This is a genomic window from Paenibacillus sp. JNUCC-31, assembly GCF_014844075.1.
Classification (GTDB): Bacteria; Bacillota; Bacilli; order Paenibacillales; family Paenibacillaceae; genus Paenibacillus.
The window spans coordinates 4,427,765-4,444,010 of sequence record NZ_CP062165.1; the positions used below are offsets into that span (position 1 = coordinate 4,427,765).

General features: G+C 46.2%; 12 protein-coding genes. 11 read left to right on the plus strand and 1 reads right to left on the minus strand.

Translation table 11 applies throughout. From position 1 onward, the window contains the following. Positions 1 to 117 precede the first annotated feature (117 nt). The 10 genes from JNUCC31_RS19335 (at position 118) to JNUCC31_RS19380 (ending at position 13,779) form a co-directional block, all read left to right on the plus strand. The gene (locus tag JNUCC31_RS19335) at positions 118 to 993 is read left to right on the plus strand and encodes a radical SAM/SPASM domain-containing protein (protein ID WP_192263469.1); all 876 of its coding nucleotides are present in this window, start codon (positions 118 to 120) and stop codon (positions 991 to 993) included. Positions 994 to 1,272: 279 nt separating this feature from the next. Next, positions 1,273 to 4,062, plus strand: coding sequence for an S-layer homology domain-containing protein (locus tag JNUCC31_RS19340; RefSeq protein ID WP_192263471.1), 2,790 nt, complete (start codon positions 1,273 to 1,275; stop codon positions 4,060 to 4,062). Between the two features lie 369 nt (positions 4,063 to 4,431). Continuing rightward, positions 4,432 to 5,100 (plus strand): pectate lyase, encoded by a 669-nt coding sequence (locus JNUCC31_RS19345; RefSeq protein WP_192263473.1) that lies wholly within the window; start codon positions 4,432 to 4,434, stop codon positions 5,098 to 5,100. A gap of 889 nt (positions 5,101 to 5,989) precedes the next feature. Next, on the plus strand, positions 5,990 to 6,583 hold the full coding sequence (locus JNUCC31_RS19350; RefSeq protein ID WP_192263475.1) for an ECF transporter S component: 594 nt from the start codon (positions 5,990 to 5,992) through the stop codon (positions 6,581 to 6,583). After that, positions 6,584 to 8,092, plus strand: coding sequence for an ABC transporter ATP-binding protein (locus JNUCC31_RS19355; RefSeq protein WP_192263477.1), 1,509 nt, complete (start codon positions 6,584 to 6,586; stop codon positions 8,090 to 8,092). After that, positions 8,067 to 8,861, plus strand: a complete 795-nt coding sequence (locus JNUCC31_RS19360) for an energy-coupling factor transporter transmembrane component T family protein (protein ID WP_192263478.1) — start codon at positions 8,067 to 8,069, stop codon at positions 8,859 to 8,861. Before JNUCC31_RS19355 ends, JNUCC31_RS19360 begins: the two co-directional genes overlap by 26 nt. A gap of 109 nt (positions 8,862 to 8,970) precedes the next feature. Then, entirely contained in the window at positions 8,971 to 11,253 is a 2,283-nt protein-coding gene (locus JNUCC31_RS19365) for an outer membrane protein assembly factor BamB family protein (protein ID WP_192263480.1), read from the plus strand. 133 nt (positions 11,254 to 11,386) lie between these two features. After that, positions 11,387 to 12,205 (plus strand): methionine ABC transporter ATP-binding protein, encoded by an 819-nt coding sequence (locus tag JNUCC31_RS19370; RefSeq protein WP_192263488.1) that lies wholly within the window; start codon positions 11,387 to 11,389, stop codon positions 12,203 to 12,205. Beyond that, positions 12,192 to 12,863, plus strand: a complete 672-nt coding sequence (locus JNUCC31_RS19375; protein WP_192263490.1) for a methionine ABC transporter permease — start codon at positions 12,192 to 12,194, stop codon at positions 12,861 to 12,863. The genes JNUCC31_RS19370 and JNUCC31_RS19375 overlap by 14 nt, the downstream gene beginning before the upstream one ends. Positions 12,864 to 12,939: 76 nt before the next feature. Further along, complete coding sequence (locus tag JNUCC31_RS19380) at positions 12,940 to 13,779, plus strand: MetQ/NlpA family ABC transporter substrate-binding protein (protein WP_192263492.1); 840 nt, start codon at positions 12,940 to 12,942, stop codon at positions 13,777 to 13,779. Positions 13,780 to 13,901: 122 nt separating this feature from the next. Here the strand turns inward: JNUCC31_RS19380 and JNUCC31_RS19385 are convergent, their stop codons facing one another. Next, complete coding sequence (locus JNUCC31_RS19385; RefSeq protein WP_192273153.1) at positions 13,902 to 14,765, minus strand: helix-turn-helix transcriptional regulator; 864 nt, start codon at positions 14,763 to 14,765, stop codon at positions 13,902 to 13,904. A 142-nt stretch (positions 14,766 to 14,907) separates the two neighbouring features. Here JNUCC31_RS19385 and fabF point away from each other — a divergent pair, with 142 nt between their 5' ends. Then, entirely contained in the window at positions 14,908 to 16,146 is a 1,239-nt protein-coding gene (fabF, locus tag JNUCC31_RS19390; protein WP_192263494.1) for a beta-ketoacyl-ACP synthase II, read from the plus strand. Positions 16,147 to 16,246 lie beyond the last annotated feature (100 nt).

Here is a 16,246-nt window from a genome sequence, read left to right on the forward strand (position 1 = left end):
CCCGTTGTCGGATTTACCTTGGCTCCCGAACCCGATATAATAGTGGTGGCGCATAAGAGCCGGATCACAAATGAGGGTGGGACTGTTCTCCCTCCTAAGCAGAATGGGGACCCCGAGTTGAAAACATTCAAGAAAGTATATATTGAGATCACAAGTATATGTAATCTGGCATGCAGCTTCTGTCCGCAGACCAAACGTGCCAAAAATTTTATTGACCCTGAAGTCTTCAACAATATATTGGATCAGATTAAACCTCACACCAAACATATATATTTACATGTTAAAGGGGAGCCGTTGCTTCATCCCAAAATTGATCTGTTACTGGATTCCGCACATGAGAAAGGATTCAAGGTCAACATTACGACCAACGGAACGCTGCTGCCCAAGACCCAGCACAAGCTGCTCGGCAAACCGGCACTGCGCCAAATGAACTTCTCTCTGCACAGCTTTGATGGTCACGAAGGTTCCACAGACCGTGAGGGTTATCTGGGCAATGTATTGTCTTTTGTCAGGGAAGCCGTAAAGCACAATGTCATTATTTCATTCCGACTCTGGAATCTGACCCAGGATAACTTCACGAATGCTCAGATGAGTAGAAACCGGGAGACGCTGGAGGTTCTTGAACGGGAGTTCAATCTGGATTTTCGCATCGAGGAGAAGGTAGTGCCGGGGAGTGGTGTCAAAATTGCCCCGAATGTGTACCTGAATCAGGACCATGAGTTCCAGTGGCCGAGTCTGGATGCACCGGAAGATGACGGTAAAGGCTTCTGCCACGCGCTTCGCAATCAGGCGGCTGTGTTGGTCGATGGAACGGTAGTCCCATGCTGTCTCGATGGTGAGGGTGTAATTAATTTGGGTAACGTTCACGAAAAATCGTTCTCGGAGATTGTGGATGGTGAACGAGCCAACAATCTGTTCTATGGTTTCTCCAAACGGGAAGCCGTGGAGGAATTATGTCGGAAGTGCGGATATCGTCAGCGGTTCGGGGCCTAGTATAACGATACACTAAGTGAAAAGTAAAAATTGAAAACATACCAAGATGAAAGATTTAATTTCATTTTGGTATGTTTTTTATATGGACAAATCCTCTGAAGAAGAAACGGAGATGAATCCAGTTTAACAACTTTTTTGTAAAATGATAGATTAATAATCTTGTTTTTATAAATTGCCATGGTATTATTATCCTATTGGCAAGGAGGTGTATTGGTTCTAAAGATTCATATTTTATAGTTTTTTACCTACCAGAAGCCTACAGAGGAGTGTGTCTTAGTTTTGAATTCAAAATGGAAAAAATTTAACAACAAACTATCTTTAATGCTTTCTACGTCGTTGGTTGTCTCCATGTTATCAATGAGTTTATCTGTATCAGCAGAAGTAGCTACTTCTAAAAGTTCTCTTACTGATATTGATAAGTCGTATGCCAAAACTGAAATATCAAAATTGGTAGAACAAGGTATAGTCACTGGATATGCAGATAATACTTTCAAGCCATCGCAATCTGTAACAAGAGCTCAATTAGCAAAAATCATGGTTGGTGCGCTTAATTTGAAGCCAGATGCTTCAGAGGCAATCCAATTTAAGGATGTTAAAGGAGATTTATGGTATGCTGGATATGTCGGTGCACTTGTCAAATCTGGGATAGCCCAAGGTACATCAAAAGAAAGTTTCTCACCTAACAAAAATGTTACTAGAGAAGAATTAGCAGTGTTTTTTGTCAGAGCCTTTGGCTGGAAACAACAAGATGTAACGGGTCAATCTGCTAAACCTTTGTTGTCCGATTTGGATCAGGTATCTAATTGGGCTAAAGAATCAGTATCTATGGCTTATCAATCCGGTTTCATCAAAGGGATGGTTCAAAAAGATGGAACTGTGAAATTTAACCCTTCAGGTGTCGCGGATCGACAGGCTCTGGCGAGACTTGCATATGAATTTGTAACCAACAAGTCTACATATGATAACTACATGACTCCTGCAAAAGCGGAGGAAGCAACAGAAGAATCAAATGAAGCAACACCGGAAAGCCCAAAACCTTCTCAAAGTAGTAATAAAGGAAATAGTGAAAGTAGCTCCAGTGGTAAGGGGAACGATAGTAACAATAGTGGGAATACTGGAGGTAATGAGCAAGTATCCAATAATCTTAAATCTCCAGGTACGTATACACTTGGGAATGTAACTGGAAATGTGACGATCAGTTCTCAAGGTGTTATATTAAAGAACACTAAAATCAACGGTAATTTGAAAGTGCTTCAATCTGTTGGCGACGGTGATGTGACACTTGATAATGTTGTCGTTACAGGAACCACAGAGATCCAAGGTGGAGGACCCAATAGTATTCATGCGGTGAACTCGATTCTGGCAACAGTCATTGTTAATAAAGCAGATGGTAGTATCCGTTTGGTACTTGAAGGTGGAAGCGATGTTCAACAGATTGAACTCAAATCTGGAGCGATTGTAGAAAACAGCTCAACGGGTAACATTGGTCCGATTGAAATAGCAGAATCCGTTCCACATAACTCTTTAGTAAGTTTTAAAGGAAGTTTTGATTCTGTATTGGTTCATGCCGAACAAGTGTCTGTTGAATTCGGTGATGATTCTACAATTGGTAATCTTGAAGTATTAGAAAAAGCATTGAGTTCGTCATTTAAAATTGGACAGGGAGCAGTAGTAAACAGGGCCATTTTAAATGCAATTGTTCAATTTTCTGGACAGGGAACATTAGTTTCAGCCCAAGTCAATGTAGATGGAGTTGATTTTAGCCAACTTAGTCAGTCTCCAACCATTGAAGCGGATCCCACAGTGACTCAAGTCGTTTATTCTCCTGGGTCAGTAGAGTTATCAGCAATGAATTCAACACGTCAGATTGTTTTTACTGGAATAACTGGAACGGCTTCTAAAGATATTACTTCCATGGCGAAATGGGAAGCAGAAGACAATTCCATTGTTGTTGTGAACTCTGGTAAGATTGAGGCCAAAGGCAACGGTACGACGCAAGTTAAAGTCCAATATGGCAACTTTGAAATGTATGTTCCTGTAACGGTCGCTGTTTATAATGAAGGGGAAAGTTATCCGACAATTAAAGCGATCCATGTCACAAATGGAAGTGCAAAACTTGAATTTACACCAGATATTGATATGAGCCTTCTGACTTCAGATCATTTCATCGTTACAGCCTATTTAAATGGAGCAGAAAAGCATTTGAATAATCTCCAGTATGCTAACGGAGAGTTTACGTTTGATCCTGTTGACAGTTATGGAAATACTCTATATGTTACTATAGAATCTGATGCTGATAAGACACTTTTTGCTGGAAGTCAAAGTGGAGCAATCAAGCTAACAGGTTTCAGTGGACACATCAAAGATGTGGCTGGAGAAGCGGTTGCGAATCTTGCAATTGATTTCAGAAAAGGTCTGGATAACAAGACGGGTGAAATTGTTGGATCAGTTACGACAGACACCTACGGAAATTATCAAATTTATCTTCCTCCAGGCATATATACAGGTGAATTGGGCGGAGGAAGTACAAAGTATATAAAAACATTTTTAGTTGCTGTCGCAGCAGTAAATGTAGAGAATAAAAATGAGAATCAAACAGCAATTGAGGTACCTTCACAAGATGAAACACGAATCGTTTTGACATGGGGGAAAGACCCACGGGACTTAGATTCTCATCTCGTTGGTCCTGCAGGGGATGAGGGCGTATTTCATACGTTCTTCTCAGACAAGCAACATTATTACAATGACGAACTTATGGTTGATCTGGACTTAGATGATGTCACTTCCTACGGGCCTGAGACTACCACAATTCGTCACTTGCTTCCTGGAATGTATACGTTCTATGTACATCATTTTTCCGGAGAAAGTACAATTAAAAGCTCCGGTGCTAAAATTGAAGTATATCATGGAGCAGTAGCCACTCCGAGTGCACAGTATATTGTTTCAGAAGGAAGCGGCAACGAGAGATATTGGGTTGTTTTCAAAATGAACGTCTCGGATACTGGGGCAGTAACTTTTGACGCAGTAAATGAATTTACTAATTTAGATCCTTTCTACACATTTCAGTAATCAAATTAGACACGTATACTGAATAAATTATCGTTCTTATGATGTTATTCTTTTGAAGAGATCCTGTCTTTTATAGACTAGGGTTTCTTTTTTTATAGATTCTTAGTTCTTTTGTTTATGTTTAAAGCTGTAAATGAAGCATATTTCAAGTTGAGATCAGCACATCATACGCTGTTGAGTGATAGAAGAGTACGTCAGCTACCCAGGTTTTATGCTATATGTTGTAATACTGATCTAATGATTATTATCGTTACATCCCTTTTTTGGTAGGATTAGGGTAGGTTCCGGGCAGAGGTGCACCTCTGAAAGGTTCCGTGAGGACGAGCTTATGTTTGTCCGCCAATCTGTCGAACAAGGGAGGATTTATTGATGAAAAAAATGTTGACGTTGTTGCTGTCCGCCGGTCTGGTCGCTTCACTATTCGGTGCAATTCCAGCTTCTGCTGCGCCTACGGTTGTAAACTCAACGATTGTTGTACCAAAGGGTACTACCTTTGATGGTAAAGGTCAAACCTATGTAGCCAATCCCTCTACTCTGGGCGATGGGTCCCAAGCAGAAAATCAGAAACCGGTATTTCGTTTGGAAGCCGGCGCTTCACTCAAAAATGTAATTATCGGATCACCTGCTGCTGATGGTGTTCACTGTTATGGCAGCTGTAATATATCGAATGTAGTCTGGCAGGATGTCGGAGAAGATGCACTGACACTGAAGTCTTCCGGAACGGTCAACATCACTGGTGGGGCAGCATACAAGGCGTATGATAAAGTGTTTCAAATGAATGCAGCCGGGACAATTAACATTAAAAATTTCAGGGCAGATGATATTGGCAAGCTGGTACGTCAAAATGGAGGGACGTCCTTCGCCGTGAACATGACGCTGGACAATTCGGACATCTCCAATGTCAAAGATTCGATTATGCGTACGGACAGCAGTACATCACAAGGGAAAATTACAAATACACGTTACTCCAAAGTACCGACCTTGTTTAAAGGCTTTGCATCGGGTAAGACAAGTCAATCGGGGAATACACCATATTAAAAAGGGAGCTTATCTTTTGAATTAAAGGTTCCTCTAAACGATATGAAGCATACAAAGGGTTGTCTCATAAGTCATGAATATGATGGGGGACATCCCTTGCTCGCTTTATTTTGGTCTAACGAACCTGACACAAGCTATTCGCTGCCCTTTACGTCGTACTGAGATGTAACGAATCACAGAGACGTTATTTCATCAATGGGGTCGATTTTTAGGCTCGGACGCCGCTTTTGCACTGAAATAACGTTACTGAAGTTCGTTAAAATTTGCATGCCTTAAGAATTGGCCGTTTAAGGTACGACAGATTCGTTAGAACGTTGCAAGCTTGATGCATCACGCTACCAGCAGGTGTGGTCAAGCTTACGGAAATGGGAAGCCTTTTCGAGACATTCCCTTGGTACGATGCGAAGGTTACATGCAAGAAATATGCCTTGAACCAGAAGCATATTATCACAAGAAAAAACATATATTTAACCACTCTATCTCAAAGGTGATGCATGATTTGCCTGATCGGGATTGTCACAAATACCCATGTGTTGTACAGTAGAAGCAATGAAATAAGTGAACCGGGAGCTCAATGAAGTTGGGCTGAGAGAGCGGCCTTGTGCCGCTGACCGTAGATCTGATCTGGGTAATGCCAGCGTAGAGAACATGAATTTGCGATGTGCAATGGTAAGGGTAAAGAATAGATGATAAATGTCAGCGTTCTTGGGTGTGGCGGTTTTTTCTGATGCGCACGAAGGATGAGGTCGTTTGTATCTACTTTTTCTATATCCGCTTACTGCGTAGCATCGTAAGAATTGTAAACTGTGCGTATGGCCTGCCTGGGAACCGGGGAGGCTTTTTTTGTTTGTTTTATAACCCAAGGGAAACAAGGAAGGAAGTAGAGAACATGTCAACAGCAGTAGGCAGCAACAGATTGAAGTTAACCGATATTCTGGTAACGATTGTGATTGCAGTGGTATTCGGGGTGATCTACAAAATATGGGGACCTACATATGATCTGATGAAGCCATTCGGCATTCATGCGGAGCAGATGATTTACGGCATGTGGTTTATGGCGGGCACCTTTGCTTATGTGATTATTCGCAAGCCGGGTGTAGCCATTCTGGCTGAAGTTGCGGCATCAACAGTGAGTGCTTTTCTCGGAAGTGAGTGGGGCATGTCCACACTGGTATATGGACTGCTGCAAGGGCTGGGAGCGGAGATTTTCTTCGCCGCATTTCTGTATCGGAAAAGCAATCTGCTCGTCACCTGCCTTGCGGCTATTGGTGCAGCGGCGGCTTCGCTTGTACTGGATTATCAGTACGGGTACATTGATTCCCTCTCGGCCTGGAACTACACGCTGTTTATCGGTTTCCGCTTCATTGGCAGTATTCTGATTGCAGGTGTATTCGCCTATTATCTTGCTAAAGCGCTGGAGCTTACAGGTGCAACACGATCCCTTAGACCGGTGTCGAAGCAGGATTATGAGGCGCTGGACTAGATGAATGAAGTGGAGAATGTGCAAGCGGTAGGTGTTACGAATCTAAGATGCAAGTTCCCGGGAGAGAAGGCCTTGGTGTTCCAAGGCTTGTCTCTCTCTGTGCGTCAAGGGGAGAAAGTATTGTTGCTTGGACCAAGTGGCTCTGGCAAATCAACCTTGCTGCAAATTCTGAGCGGTCTGATTCCGCGATCTGTGGAGATTCCAATGAAATGTGACGGTATTCAGGTGCCTGAGCAGCCCGGCATAGTTTTTCAAGATCCGGATACCCAGTTCTGTATGTCATATACGGATGAAGAGATTGCTTTTGTCCTGGAGAACCGGAATATTCCACGCGAGCAGATGCCTGCTCTTATCCATCAATACCTGGAACAGGTGGGGTTATGCTTTGAACATAATCGAACACTCATTCAATCCATGTCACAGGGCATGAAGCAGCGTCTTGCGATGGCTTCAATTCTGGCCATGGAACCTGACGTACTCTTCTTGGATGAACCAACGGCACTGCTGGATGATGAAGGAACCTCTCAAGTGTGGGAAACGGTGAAACAGATTGCACAGGACAAAACACTCATTATCGTAGAACATAAAATTAATGAAATTGTCGAGTGGGTAGACCGAATCATCGTATTGTCGCCTGAAGGAAAGATTGTGGCAGATGGCCCGGCAAATCAGGTGTTTACAGATGAGCGGAGTATGCTCAGGGAATACGGAATCTGGTATCCAGGAGTTTGGGAAGAACGAGGGCAGACGAAAGCACAGACGTTGGTCACAGGAGAGTTTAATCGTTATGGGGCAACAGAAAGTGAAAGTATGGATAACAAGGAGGGGCGAGCTTCTGCGCTGCCCCAACCAGCACTGGAAATGCAACAATTCACCGGATGGCGTGGAAAAACACCATTCATTCAGGTGGAACAGGCCAAGGTATGGAACGGAGATTGGGTGGGGATTGTCGGGGCTAACGGGGCAGGTAAAAGTTCATTATTACTGTCCATGATGAATATTCTAAAAACGACAGGTCACTATGTTGTGGAAGGACAATCAGCCGGGAAAACCGAGCAGCTTGCAGATCGCATTGCCTTTGTATTCCAGAATCCTGAATTCCAATTCGTGACGAATACGGTTCGGGATGAAGTGGAATTTTCCTTGCTGAGCGGCAAGCTAACTGCCGAAGAAAGAGGTGTCCGAACCGATCATATGCTGGAGCAATTCGGTCTGACTGACCTGTCGGGGCGGCATCCATACCAATTGTCGACGGGACAGAAAAGACGGCTGAGTGTAGCCTCAGCGCTGGTACGGGAACAGCGTATTTTGTTGCTGGATGAACCTACCTTTGGACAGGATGCGCGGAATACCTTTGCCATGTTATCACAGCTGGAGCGGCTGCGGCGTGAAGGGACAGCCATTGTGATGGTTACGCATGATCGTGAAATCGTGAAACGTTATTGCAACCGGATCTGGACGGTGGATGAGGGGAGGTTAACGGATGCAGCTCTCGTTTCCTCATCGTGAGACCTGGCTTCACGCGGTGAATCCGGGGTTGAAAATGATTTTCCTGACGCTGCTGTTTGTCTTCGTCATCCTTGTTCACAACCTGAATGTAATGGCTAATGTGGCGGTCGTCATGCTGTTATTGCTGGGCTGGACTGGTCACCCATGGCCCAGATTATTGCTGTATGCGTCTCCGTTCATTCTGGTATTTATATCAACTTCCACAGGGATGATCATGTTTGGTAAAGGCGAGACCACCTGGTTTCAGTGGGGATTGATTCATATTACCGAAGAGAGCTTCTATCGCGGGCTGCACCTGGGATTTCGTTCCCTAAGTATGGCGGCAGCTGGATTGTTGTTCGGCCTGACAACCAAGCCTGTCCGTCTCTTTTATTCCCTCATGCAGCAGTGGAGACTCCCACCCAAGTATGCTTATAGCTTTCTGGCGGCGATGCGCATGATTCCGATTTTGCTGGATGAATTCCAGACGCTGCGGTATGCCATCCGCATTCGGGGAACGAGTCAACGCGGCTCCCGCTGGAATGTATACGGCATACTGAAACGATATGCTATTCCACTACTTGCACAGAGTATTCGCCGTGCGCAGCGTATGGCGGTGGCGATGGAAGCGAAAGGATTCAAGGAGGGCGGGAGCCGGACCTATTACGTCCAGATCGGATATTCCCGAGCGGATGTATGGTTTGTGGGGTATTTTATCATCATGTTAACGGCTGCTTATATATTGGGAACCACATTCCCTTATCATTCAACGCTAGTGTATGTAAGGTAAGGCTTGTAATTATTTTGCACCTTGTAAATATATTTAGGATTAACGGTAACTTTTCCTTGTTCATAACGTCTTAAATGGAAATAACTTCAAATGATTGGAGTGGACTGACGTGAAGACGGGGCGTAAAAGGCAGGGGACGGGCTACCCATGGAACATCGTTGCTGGCATTGCAGCTCTGCTGGTTACGGGGGGGCTACTGATGAATACCCATTCAATGGCGCTGGAGGGGCAGGGTTCGGGTTCAGTAACGCAAGCGCTATCTGTAAAGCAGAATTATAAAAAGGGGGATAAAGTCACGATTGCAGAAGGAGTACCTATTTACAGCCAAGTGGTCGAGAGCAGTGTTTCCCCTGATCGGATGGACATAGACGGGTATAGCTCCGCTCAAGGAAGCTTGCAAATCGACGCTGTTCGCGGGGAATGGGTCAAACTAAAAGGTAGCGATTACACTGGATTTTGGATACCTGGCTGGTATACCTCCAAAGAAAGCCGAAGCCTGACGAAAATATCGCCACAGACGTTCAAGCTTCAATCGGGCAGCAAGCTGTATCTGTTTCCGGGAAGTCAGGCAAGCTGGTCTTCAGGGGCATTCCTGAAAGATCAGGCGTTCATTGTTGCGACGACGAAGGACTGGTATGGCGTGTCAATTGCCCCGCGCGTCTGGAACAAGGAATCGTCCATCTATCGTCCTGCATTGCTTTGGGTTAAGGCAAAGGATGTAGCAGAGCATGCCAAGGTTGCTGATGGCTGGTTTCGGCAGGAACTATCGATGCCAACAACGACGGTACGCCATTTGACAGATATGATGCTGAGCCAAAAAACAACCTCGAAACAGGTCGCGCAGTGGCTTGGCGAACCGGATTGGCAAGAGCATTCAGGCAATTTGAATGATACCGGTTATACGATGAGCATTGGGAAGACCTGGCGATACGAGCGAGCAGATGCTCATTTTCTCGTGACATTTAACAAGAGCGGCAGGGTGGTTCGAACGCGCTGGAATATACCGCAGGACGATCGAAACGGTGTAGTGTCTAATTGGGAATTTGGTCGTTCAGATGAATATCAGTTCACGACTAAAATCTATGGCACAACACTGCCTTCCACCTTACCCTGGAAATCGGTATGGACCAATCAGGGGGATATTAACTACACCTTTCTACAAGCAGCAACGGATGATGTGCTCCTGATGAAAGGGGATGACGGTGGATTTAGTGGTGGATATTACGAAGGTTCTGTTTACGCCCTTGATCGTCATTCCGGCCGGAAGTTATGGGAGATCAATGGTGGATTTGGAAGACAGCAGGCAGAGGTGGATGTCGGACGCCAATACGTCACAATCTATACCGATTATGACCCTGACAAGAAAGAATACGTGGATCGTATACGCCACCTCCAATTGAAGAGCGGTGATATTTTATGGGAGTATGCACCCAAGCAAAAATTCAGATTGAATGGCATCACGGCCGCAAAGAATGTCGTCATTGTGAACAGCGCGGTTGTTGAAGGATCGAGCAATGGCTGGTTGACGGTGCTGGACAGTACGAATGGTAAAACATTATGGAAACGAAAACTAACGACTGGGTATGAATTATTGAACAAGAGCGTGGAAGATCCTTATGTCATGTATTGGGAAAAGGATAAACTAATTGCAGCTGATCCGCAATCAGGCCGCACTGTATGGAGCATTGCAGCAGGGAAGTCGACGATAGAGCATCCCGAACGGAATCCTTATTTTGATGGAATTGCTCGTATTGATCCGTTTGAACCCGCACAGCCAGAACGCTGGATGCTGCTGGATGACCAGTGGGTGCTGGTCGATCTGAACACAGGACAGAAGCTTGCACAATTTACTGCCCGGGTTGGACAGCAAATTGAGGTGCTGAATGACGGCAGGGTGCTGATTCGTGATAACAAGAAAGGGGATATATACGGCGATTACGCAGATTTCACAACGACTCTGTACGATGCCAAGAGCGGCACAAAACGTTGGACGCTGAACAGCAAGATTGAACGAGGGTTCGTGGAGGACGATCAAATATATGTAATCAAGAACGGGTATCCGGCAGCCCTTGCCTATGATACAGGGGAGACCCATTGGTCCGCACAAAACACGATTGCTGCCTTTCAATACCCTACCAATCAGGGGAGTTACATGATGATTGATGATGAGCTTTTGCTGCCGATGGGTGACGATCTTCTGGTGATGAACAAACAAGACGGTACTTTGTTGGGGCGTGTGCATGACGTAGTGATGGGTAATCCGGAGCACCGGGATCGGGATGCGAAGAACGGGACCCTGAATCGGATTGGAAATGAAGTCTATATTGGTTCGTCCAATGGGCGGTTTAGTTTATATGAGGCAAGTGCCTTGAAAACGGATATCTCACGTTAAAGCTTGTTTCATGGGGGATGATGATTTATTATAAATAAACAGGATTGCTCGCGCTCCGGTCTTATCGGCTGTGCGGGCTTTCTTCATGTGTTCTTGAAGGACCATGTACGATCAATCGCAGGAGGAATCTCCCATGATTTCATTATACGGGGTAAGCAAGCGATATAACGAGCGTGGGTCCCGTGAAGATCAGGGATTCGAGGCGCTAAGCTCGGTGTCCCTAGAAGTAGGCCAGGGAGAGATCCACGGCATTATCGGCTCCAGTGGTGCGGGGAAATCTACGCTTCTGCGCATGCTCAATGGATTGGAGAGGCCGGATGACGGCGAAGTTATTGTGAACGGGCAGCATCTAACCCGGATGAGTGAGCAGAGTCTGCGTCAGGTGCGGAGGACCATTGGCATGATTTTTCAGCACTTCAATCTGGTCAGCAATCGGACCGTGAGCGGCAATGTCTGTATGCCTCTGGAACTTGCGGGTGTCTCCCGTTCCGAACGGGTTGTGCGGGGACATGAAGTCTTGAGATTTGTCGGACTTGAGGATAAGGCGAATCAGTATCCTGCACAGTTAAGCGGAGGTCAAAAGCAGCGTGTGGCCATCGCCAGAGCACTTGCCAGCCGTCCGGATGTGCTGCTCTGTGATGAACCGACATCTTCGCTCGATCCGCAGACAACGAGCGGAATTCTGGAAGTGCTGCGACACGTCAATGAGACGCTGGGTGTGACCATTGTGCTCGTTACACATGAGATGGAGGTTGCCCGAAAGCTCTGTGACCGGATATCGGTGATGAAGGAGGGACGGATTGTCAAAACGTTATCGGAGGCGGAAGTCCGCAGCATACCGGTACCGAAGCCTGATCTGCTGACATCGTTGCTGATGGGTGAAGATGCATCATCCATGAGTGGACCTAATACTTCTCTTCATAACGGGGAGGACAATAATGATGATACCTGAGTCCGTTGTGAAGTATCAGCATGAAATTTGGCAGGCCATCGGGGAGACCTTTGTTATGGTGGGTATCTCCATCACAGCGGCCGTGTTAATCGGGTTGCCTCTGGGTACACTGTTGTATCTGTTCAGAAAAGGGCAACGGTATCAGAATCGACCTCTGTTCATGATTCTGGGAAGTCTCGTCAACATCATTCGTTCCTTCCCGTTTCTGCTGCTCGTCGTATTTATGATTCCGTTCACACGTCTGGTCGTTGGAACATCCATCGGGACGCTTGCGGCAACCGTGCCGTTATCGGTCATCGCAGTTGCTTATTACGCCAGACTGGTAGAACAGGCATTGCTTGATGTACCGAAGGGGGTAGTTGAAGCTGCCTCTTCCATGGGCGCATCGACCATGCAGCTAGTGTTGAAATTCCTGTATGTGGAGGCTCGCTCAGGACTCGTCCTCGGTTTAACGACGGCAACCATCAGCTTTATCTCATACTCTACGGTCATGGGTATTGTGGGTGGTGGCGGTGTTGGTGATTTTGCCATTCGTTACGGTTATCAGCGATTCGAGACGGAGATCATGGTATTTACCATTATCATTATGATTATCCTGGTACAGATGATCCAATTTACAGGCAGCAGATTGTCCCGCTGGCTTGATCGCAGATCCTGAAGAAGGACAGGCCAGCAAAGAAAGAATGAAATACAGTATGACCAATACAGATTACATGATGAAGGGGTATATACAGATGAAAGCAAAACTAATGCTCATGCTGTTGGCAGTGATGCTGGTGGCAGTCGGATGCGGCAAAAAAGAAGAAACACCTGCGGCGGAGGGAAACAAGGAAGGCAGTCAAGCCGGACAAGAAGTGACATTGAAAGTAGCTACTTTGATTCCGCCAATGACGGATGTGCTGGATATTGTGAAGCCATTGCTGAAAGAAGATGGCGTTAAACTGGAAGTTGTGGTACTTTCGGATAACGTTCAACCCAACACTGCACTGGCGAATAAGGAAGTGGATGCGAACTTTTTCCAGCATGTGCCTTATATGAATCAATACAATGAAGCGAATAACGCGAATCTGGTCGCTGTGCAACCGATCTACAATGCCATTTACGGAGCCTATTCCAAAAAGGTTAAGTCTATTGAAGAATTGCCCGAAGGTGCAACGGTGGCAATTGCCAACGATCCGTCCAACATTGGGCGCTCGCTGGTCATGATGGAACAGAACGGCCTGATCAAGCTGAAAGAAGGCGTCGGTTTCAATGCAACGCAAGCAGACATCACCGAAAACACGAAGAACTTCAAGTTCAAGGAAGTAGATCTGTTGATGCTCGCTCGCATGTTGGATGATGTTGATCTGGTTGCCATGACTCCGGCCTATGCGAGTCCGCTGGGGCTTACACCGAAGAAGGATGCGCTGTTCACCGAGAAGGATGATTCCCATTTTGCCATTACCTTGGTTGCCCGGGAAGATAACAAGGATTCAGAAGCCATTCAGAAGCTGGCGAAGCGTATGGCGGGTCCAGAAGTGAAAGCTTTCTTTGAAGAGAAGTATGCGGATATTGCGATCCCGGCTTTCAAATAAAACGCTGTTAACCTGCAAATGAAATAATTTTAAAGGTATGTTTCAAAAGAAACAAGAAGACCCAGGCTCATTTGCCTGGGTCTTCTTTTACATGCAGTACGATGTGAATGGGAAGAACAGCATCAGCTCTTATCAGAGTCGTGTTCTGCCTTCGGTTCCATGAGACGGATCAATTTCCGCTCGGTAGCTGTGTCTATTGCAGGTGTGTAGATGCTGCATCGCAGATCAACATTTCCTTGAACCTGTAGTGAAGTAAGATCAAAAAGCATTTTGCCAGCTTTGGAATGTCTAAATTCAATCAATACATCCGGGGCACTACTGACACTGCTTTGTTTCCAGAGGATGTGAAAATCAGGATATCTGTCCATCATGTCGTCCAAAAACATGTTATACCATTCATCATCAACATATTGACCGTAATAAGCACGGAAAATAGCCAGGAAGCCGCTAACAAAATCTTCCCAATTGACGGCCAGTCTCCGAAATTCCTTTCGTTCAAACAACAAGCTGATCATGTTCCGCTGTTCCGCAGGAATCTGTTCAAAATCCATAAACACATGCCGGGCGGCTTCATTCCAGCCCACAATGTGACAGCGTCGATCCGAGATGATCGTGGGGCAATTGCGAAGTTCCTGCAATATTTTTTGCAAGGAAGGAGGAATTTGGAGTGGCTTCTCATCCAGGATATGAAGTTCCGAATGGTACTCCAGCGCAAGGGAAAACAAGTACTTCCGTTCGTCCGAGGTGAGCCTGAGAGCTGACGCAATATTGTCCAACACCGAATGAGATACCTGAATATCCCGGCCTTGTTCAAGCCAGGTGTACCACGTTGTGCTTACGCCTGCCAATTGGGATACTTCTTCTCTTCTTAATCCAGGCGTTCTTCGACGCGAGCCTGCGGGTAAACCGACGGACTCGGGAGAAATTTTGGATCGCTGGTTTTTTAGAAATGCGGACAATGCCTGTAGCCTGACATCATGGTTCAATCCATCACCTTCGATCATTAGTTTATCATGGTAGTGATTATACTATTATATTTGACAACTTGTAATAGGATAATACGAATGGCAATATAAGTGCATAACTTAATTAAACAATTATTCAAGGAGCACTAAAGGAGGATGCATTATGGAGCGTGTAGTTATTACAGGAATGGGGATTATCTCTCCTTTGGGGAATGATGTGCAACCATTTTGGAATGGCTTGGTAGAAGGCAAATCTGGGGTTTCGCCTATTGAGTCGTTCGATACAACATCCTACAAAACGAAGATAGCGGGAGCAGTCCGTGATTTTGACGGAGAGGGGCGCTTTGGACGGAAGGAAGCTCGGCGCATGGACCGGTTCGTGCAATTTGCTGTTGCGGCAGCGGATCAGGCTCTGGCTGACTCCGGTCTTGTGATGGATCATGTGGACAGGGAGCGGGTTGGCGTATATATCGGTTCAGGGATCGGCGGAATCCAGACTCTGATGGAACAAGGCAAGCTCCTGTCTGAGCGTGGGCCTTCCCGAGTCAGTCCAACTCTGGTGCCTATGATGATATCCAATATGGCTGCAGCCATGGTGAGCATGAGATTTGGATGTTGGGGTCCTACTCTATCACCGGTGACGGCCTGTTCGATCGGTAATACAGCGATAGGTGAGGCCTTCCGGCTGATCCGTCATGGTGGGGCAGATGTCATTTTTGCTGGTGGGACGGAGGCAGCTGTCACCGAAGTATCGCTTGCAAGCTTTGGCAACGCGACGGCACTATCTACACGAAACGATGCGTATGAAGGGGCGAGTCGACCATTTGATGCTGGCAGAGATGGTTTTGTCATGGCTGAGGGCGCCGGAGTCTTGGTTGTGGAGTCCTTGTCTCATGCCCTTGCGAGAGGCGCAAATATCCTTGCGGAGATTGTTGGTTATGGTGCCAGTTCAGATGCGTATCATATGGTCGCCACCCATCCGGAAGGGCGCGGTGCATACTTGGCTATGAAAGCCGCTTTGGCAGATGCACAGCTTCAGCCGCATGAGATCGATGTCATTAATGCTCATGCTACGAGTACCGAAGCGGGTGATCTCTCCGAGACCAGAGCGATCAAGCAGCTGTTCGGTGCAGAAGCCTATACTATTCCGGTAACGGCAAACAAATCAATGACCGGACATATGCTGGGTGCAGCGGGTGGAGCAGAAGCCATATCGCTCATTCAAAGCTTGCGTAGCGGTATCATTCCACCGACAATCAATCAGGAGCACAGCGACCCGGAATGTGATCTCGATTATGTACCCAACGTTGCACGAGAAGCTGATCTGAAGATTGGTATGTCCAACTCATTTGGCTTTGGTGGTCATAATGCGGTCATCATTTTGCAGAAATATTCATCCTGAATAGTGGGATCTGAATATGAATCCAATCGACGAATTAACGTCTGTGTGATTCGTTACATCTCAGAACTGTGCAAATGGGAGCAAATAGTGTGTGCCAGAT

Bases quoted from the DNA above. Each gene is read 5' to 3' on its own strand.
- JNUCC31_RS19345 (WP_192263473.1), top strand. From the start codon at position 4,432: ATGAAAAAAATGTTGACGTTGTTGCTGTCCGCCGGTCTGGTCGCTTCA.
- JNUCC31_RS19350 (WP_192263475.1), top strand. From the start codon at position 5,990: ATGTCAACAGCAGTAGGCAGCAACAGATTGAAGTTAACCGATATTCTG.
- JNUCC31_RS19355 (WP_192263477.1), top strand. From the start codon at position 6,584: ATGAATGAAGTGGAGAATGTGCAAGCGGTAGGTGTTACGAATCTAAGA.
- JNUCC31_RS19360 (WP_192263478.1), top strand. From the start codon at position 8,067: ATGCAGCTCTCGTTTCCTCATCGTGAGACCTGGCTTCACGCGGTGAAT.
- JNUCC31_RS19370 (WP_192263488.1), top strand. From the start codon at position 11,387: ATGATTTCATTATACGGGGTAAGCAAGCGATATAACGAGCGTGGGTCC.
- JNUCC31_RS19375 (WP_192263490.1), top strand. From the start codon at position 12,192: ATGATGATACCTGAGTCCGTTGTGAAGTATCAGCATGAAATTTGGCAG.
- JNUCC31_RS19380 (WP_192263492.1), top strand. From the start codon at position 12,940: ATGAAAGCAAAACTAATGCTCATGCTGTTGGCAGTGATGCTGGTGGCA.
- fabF (WP_192263494.1), top strand. From the start codon at position 14,908: ATGGAGCGTGTAGTTATTACAGGAATGGGGATTATCTCTCCTTTGGGG.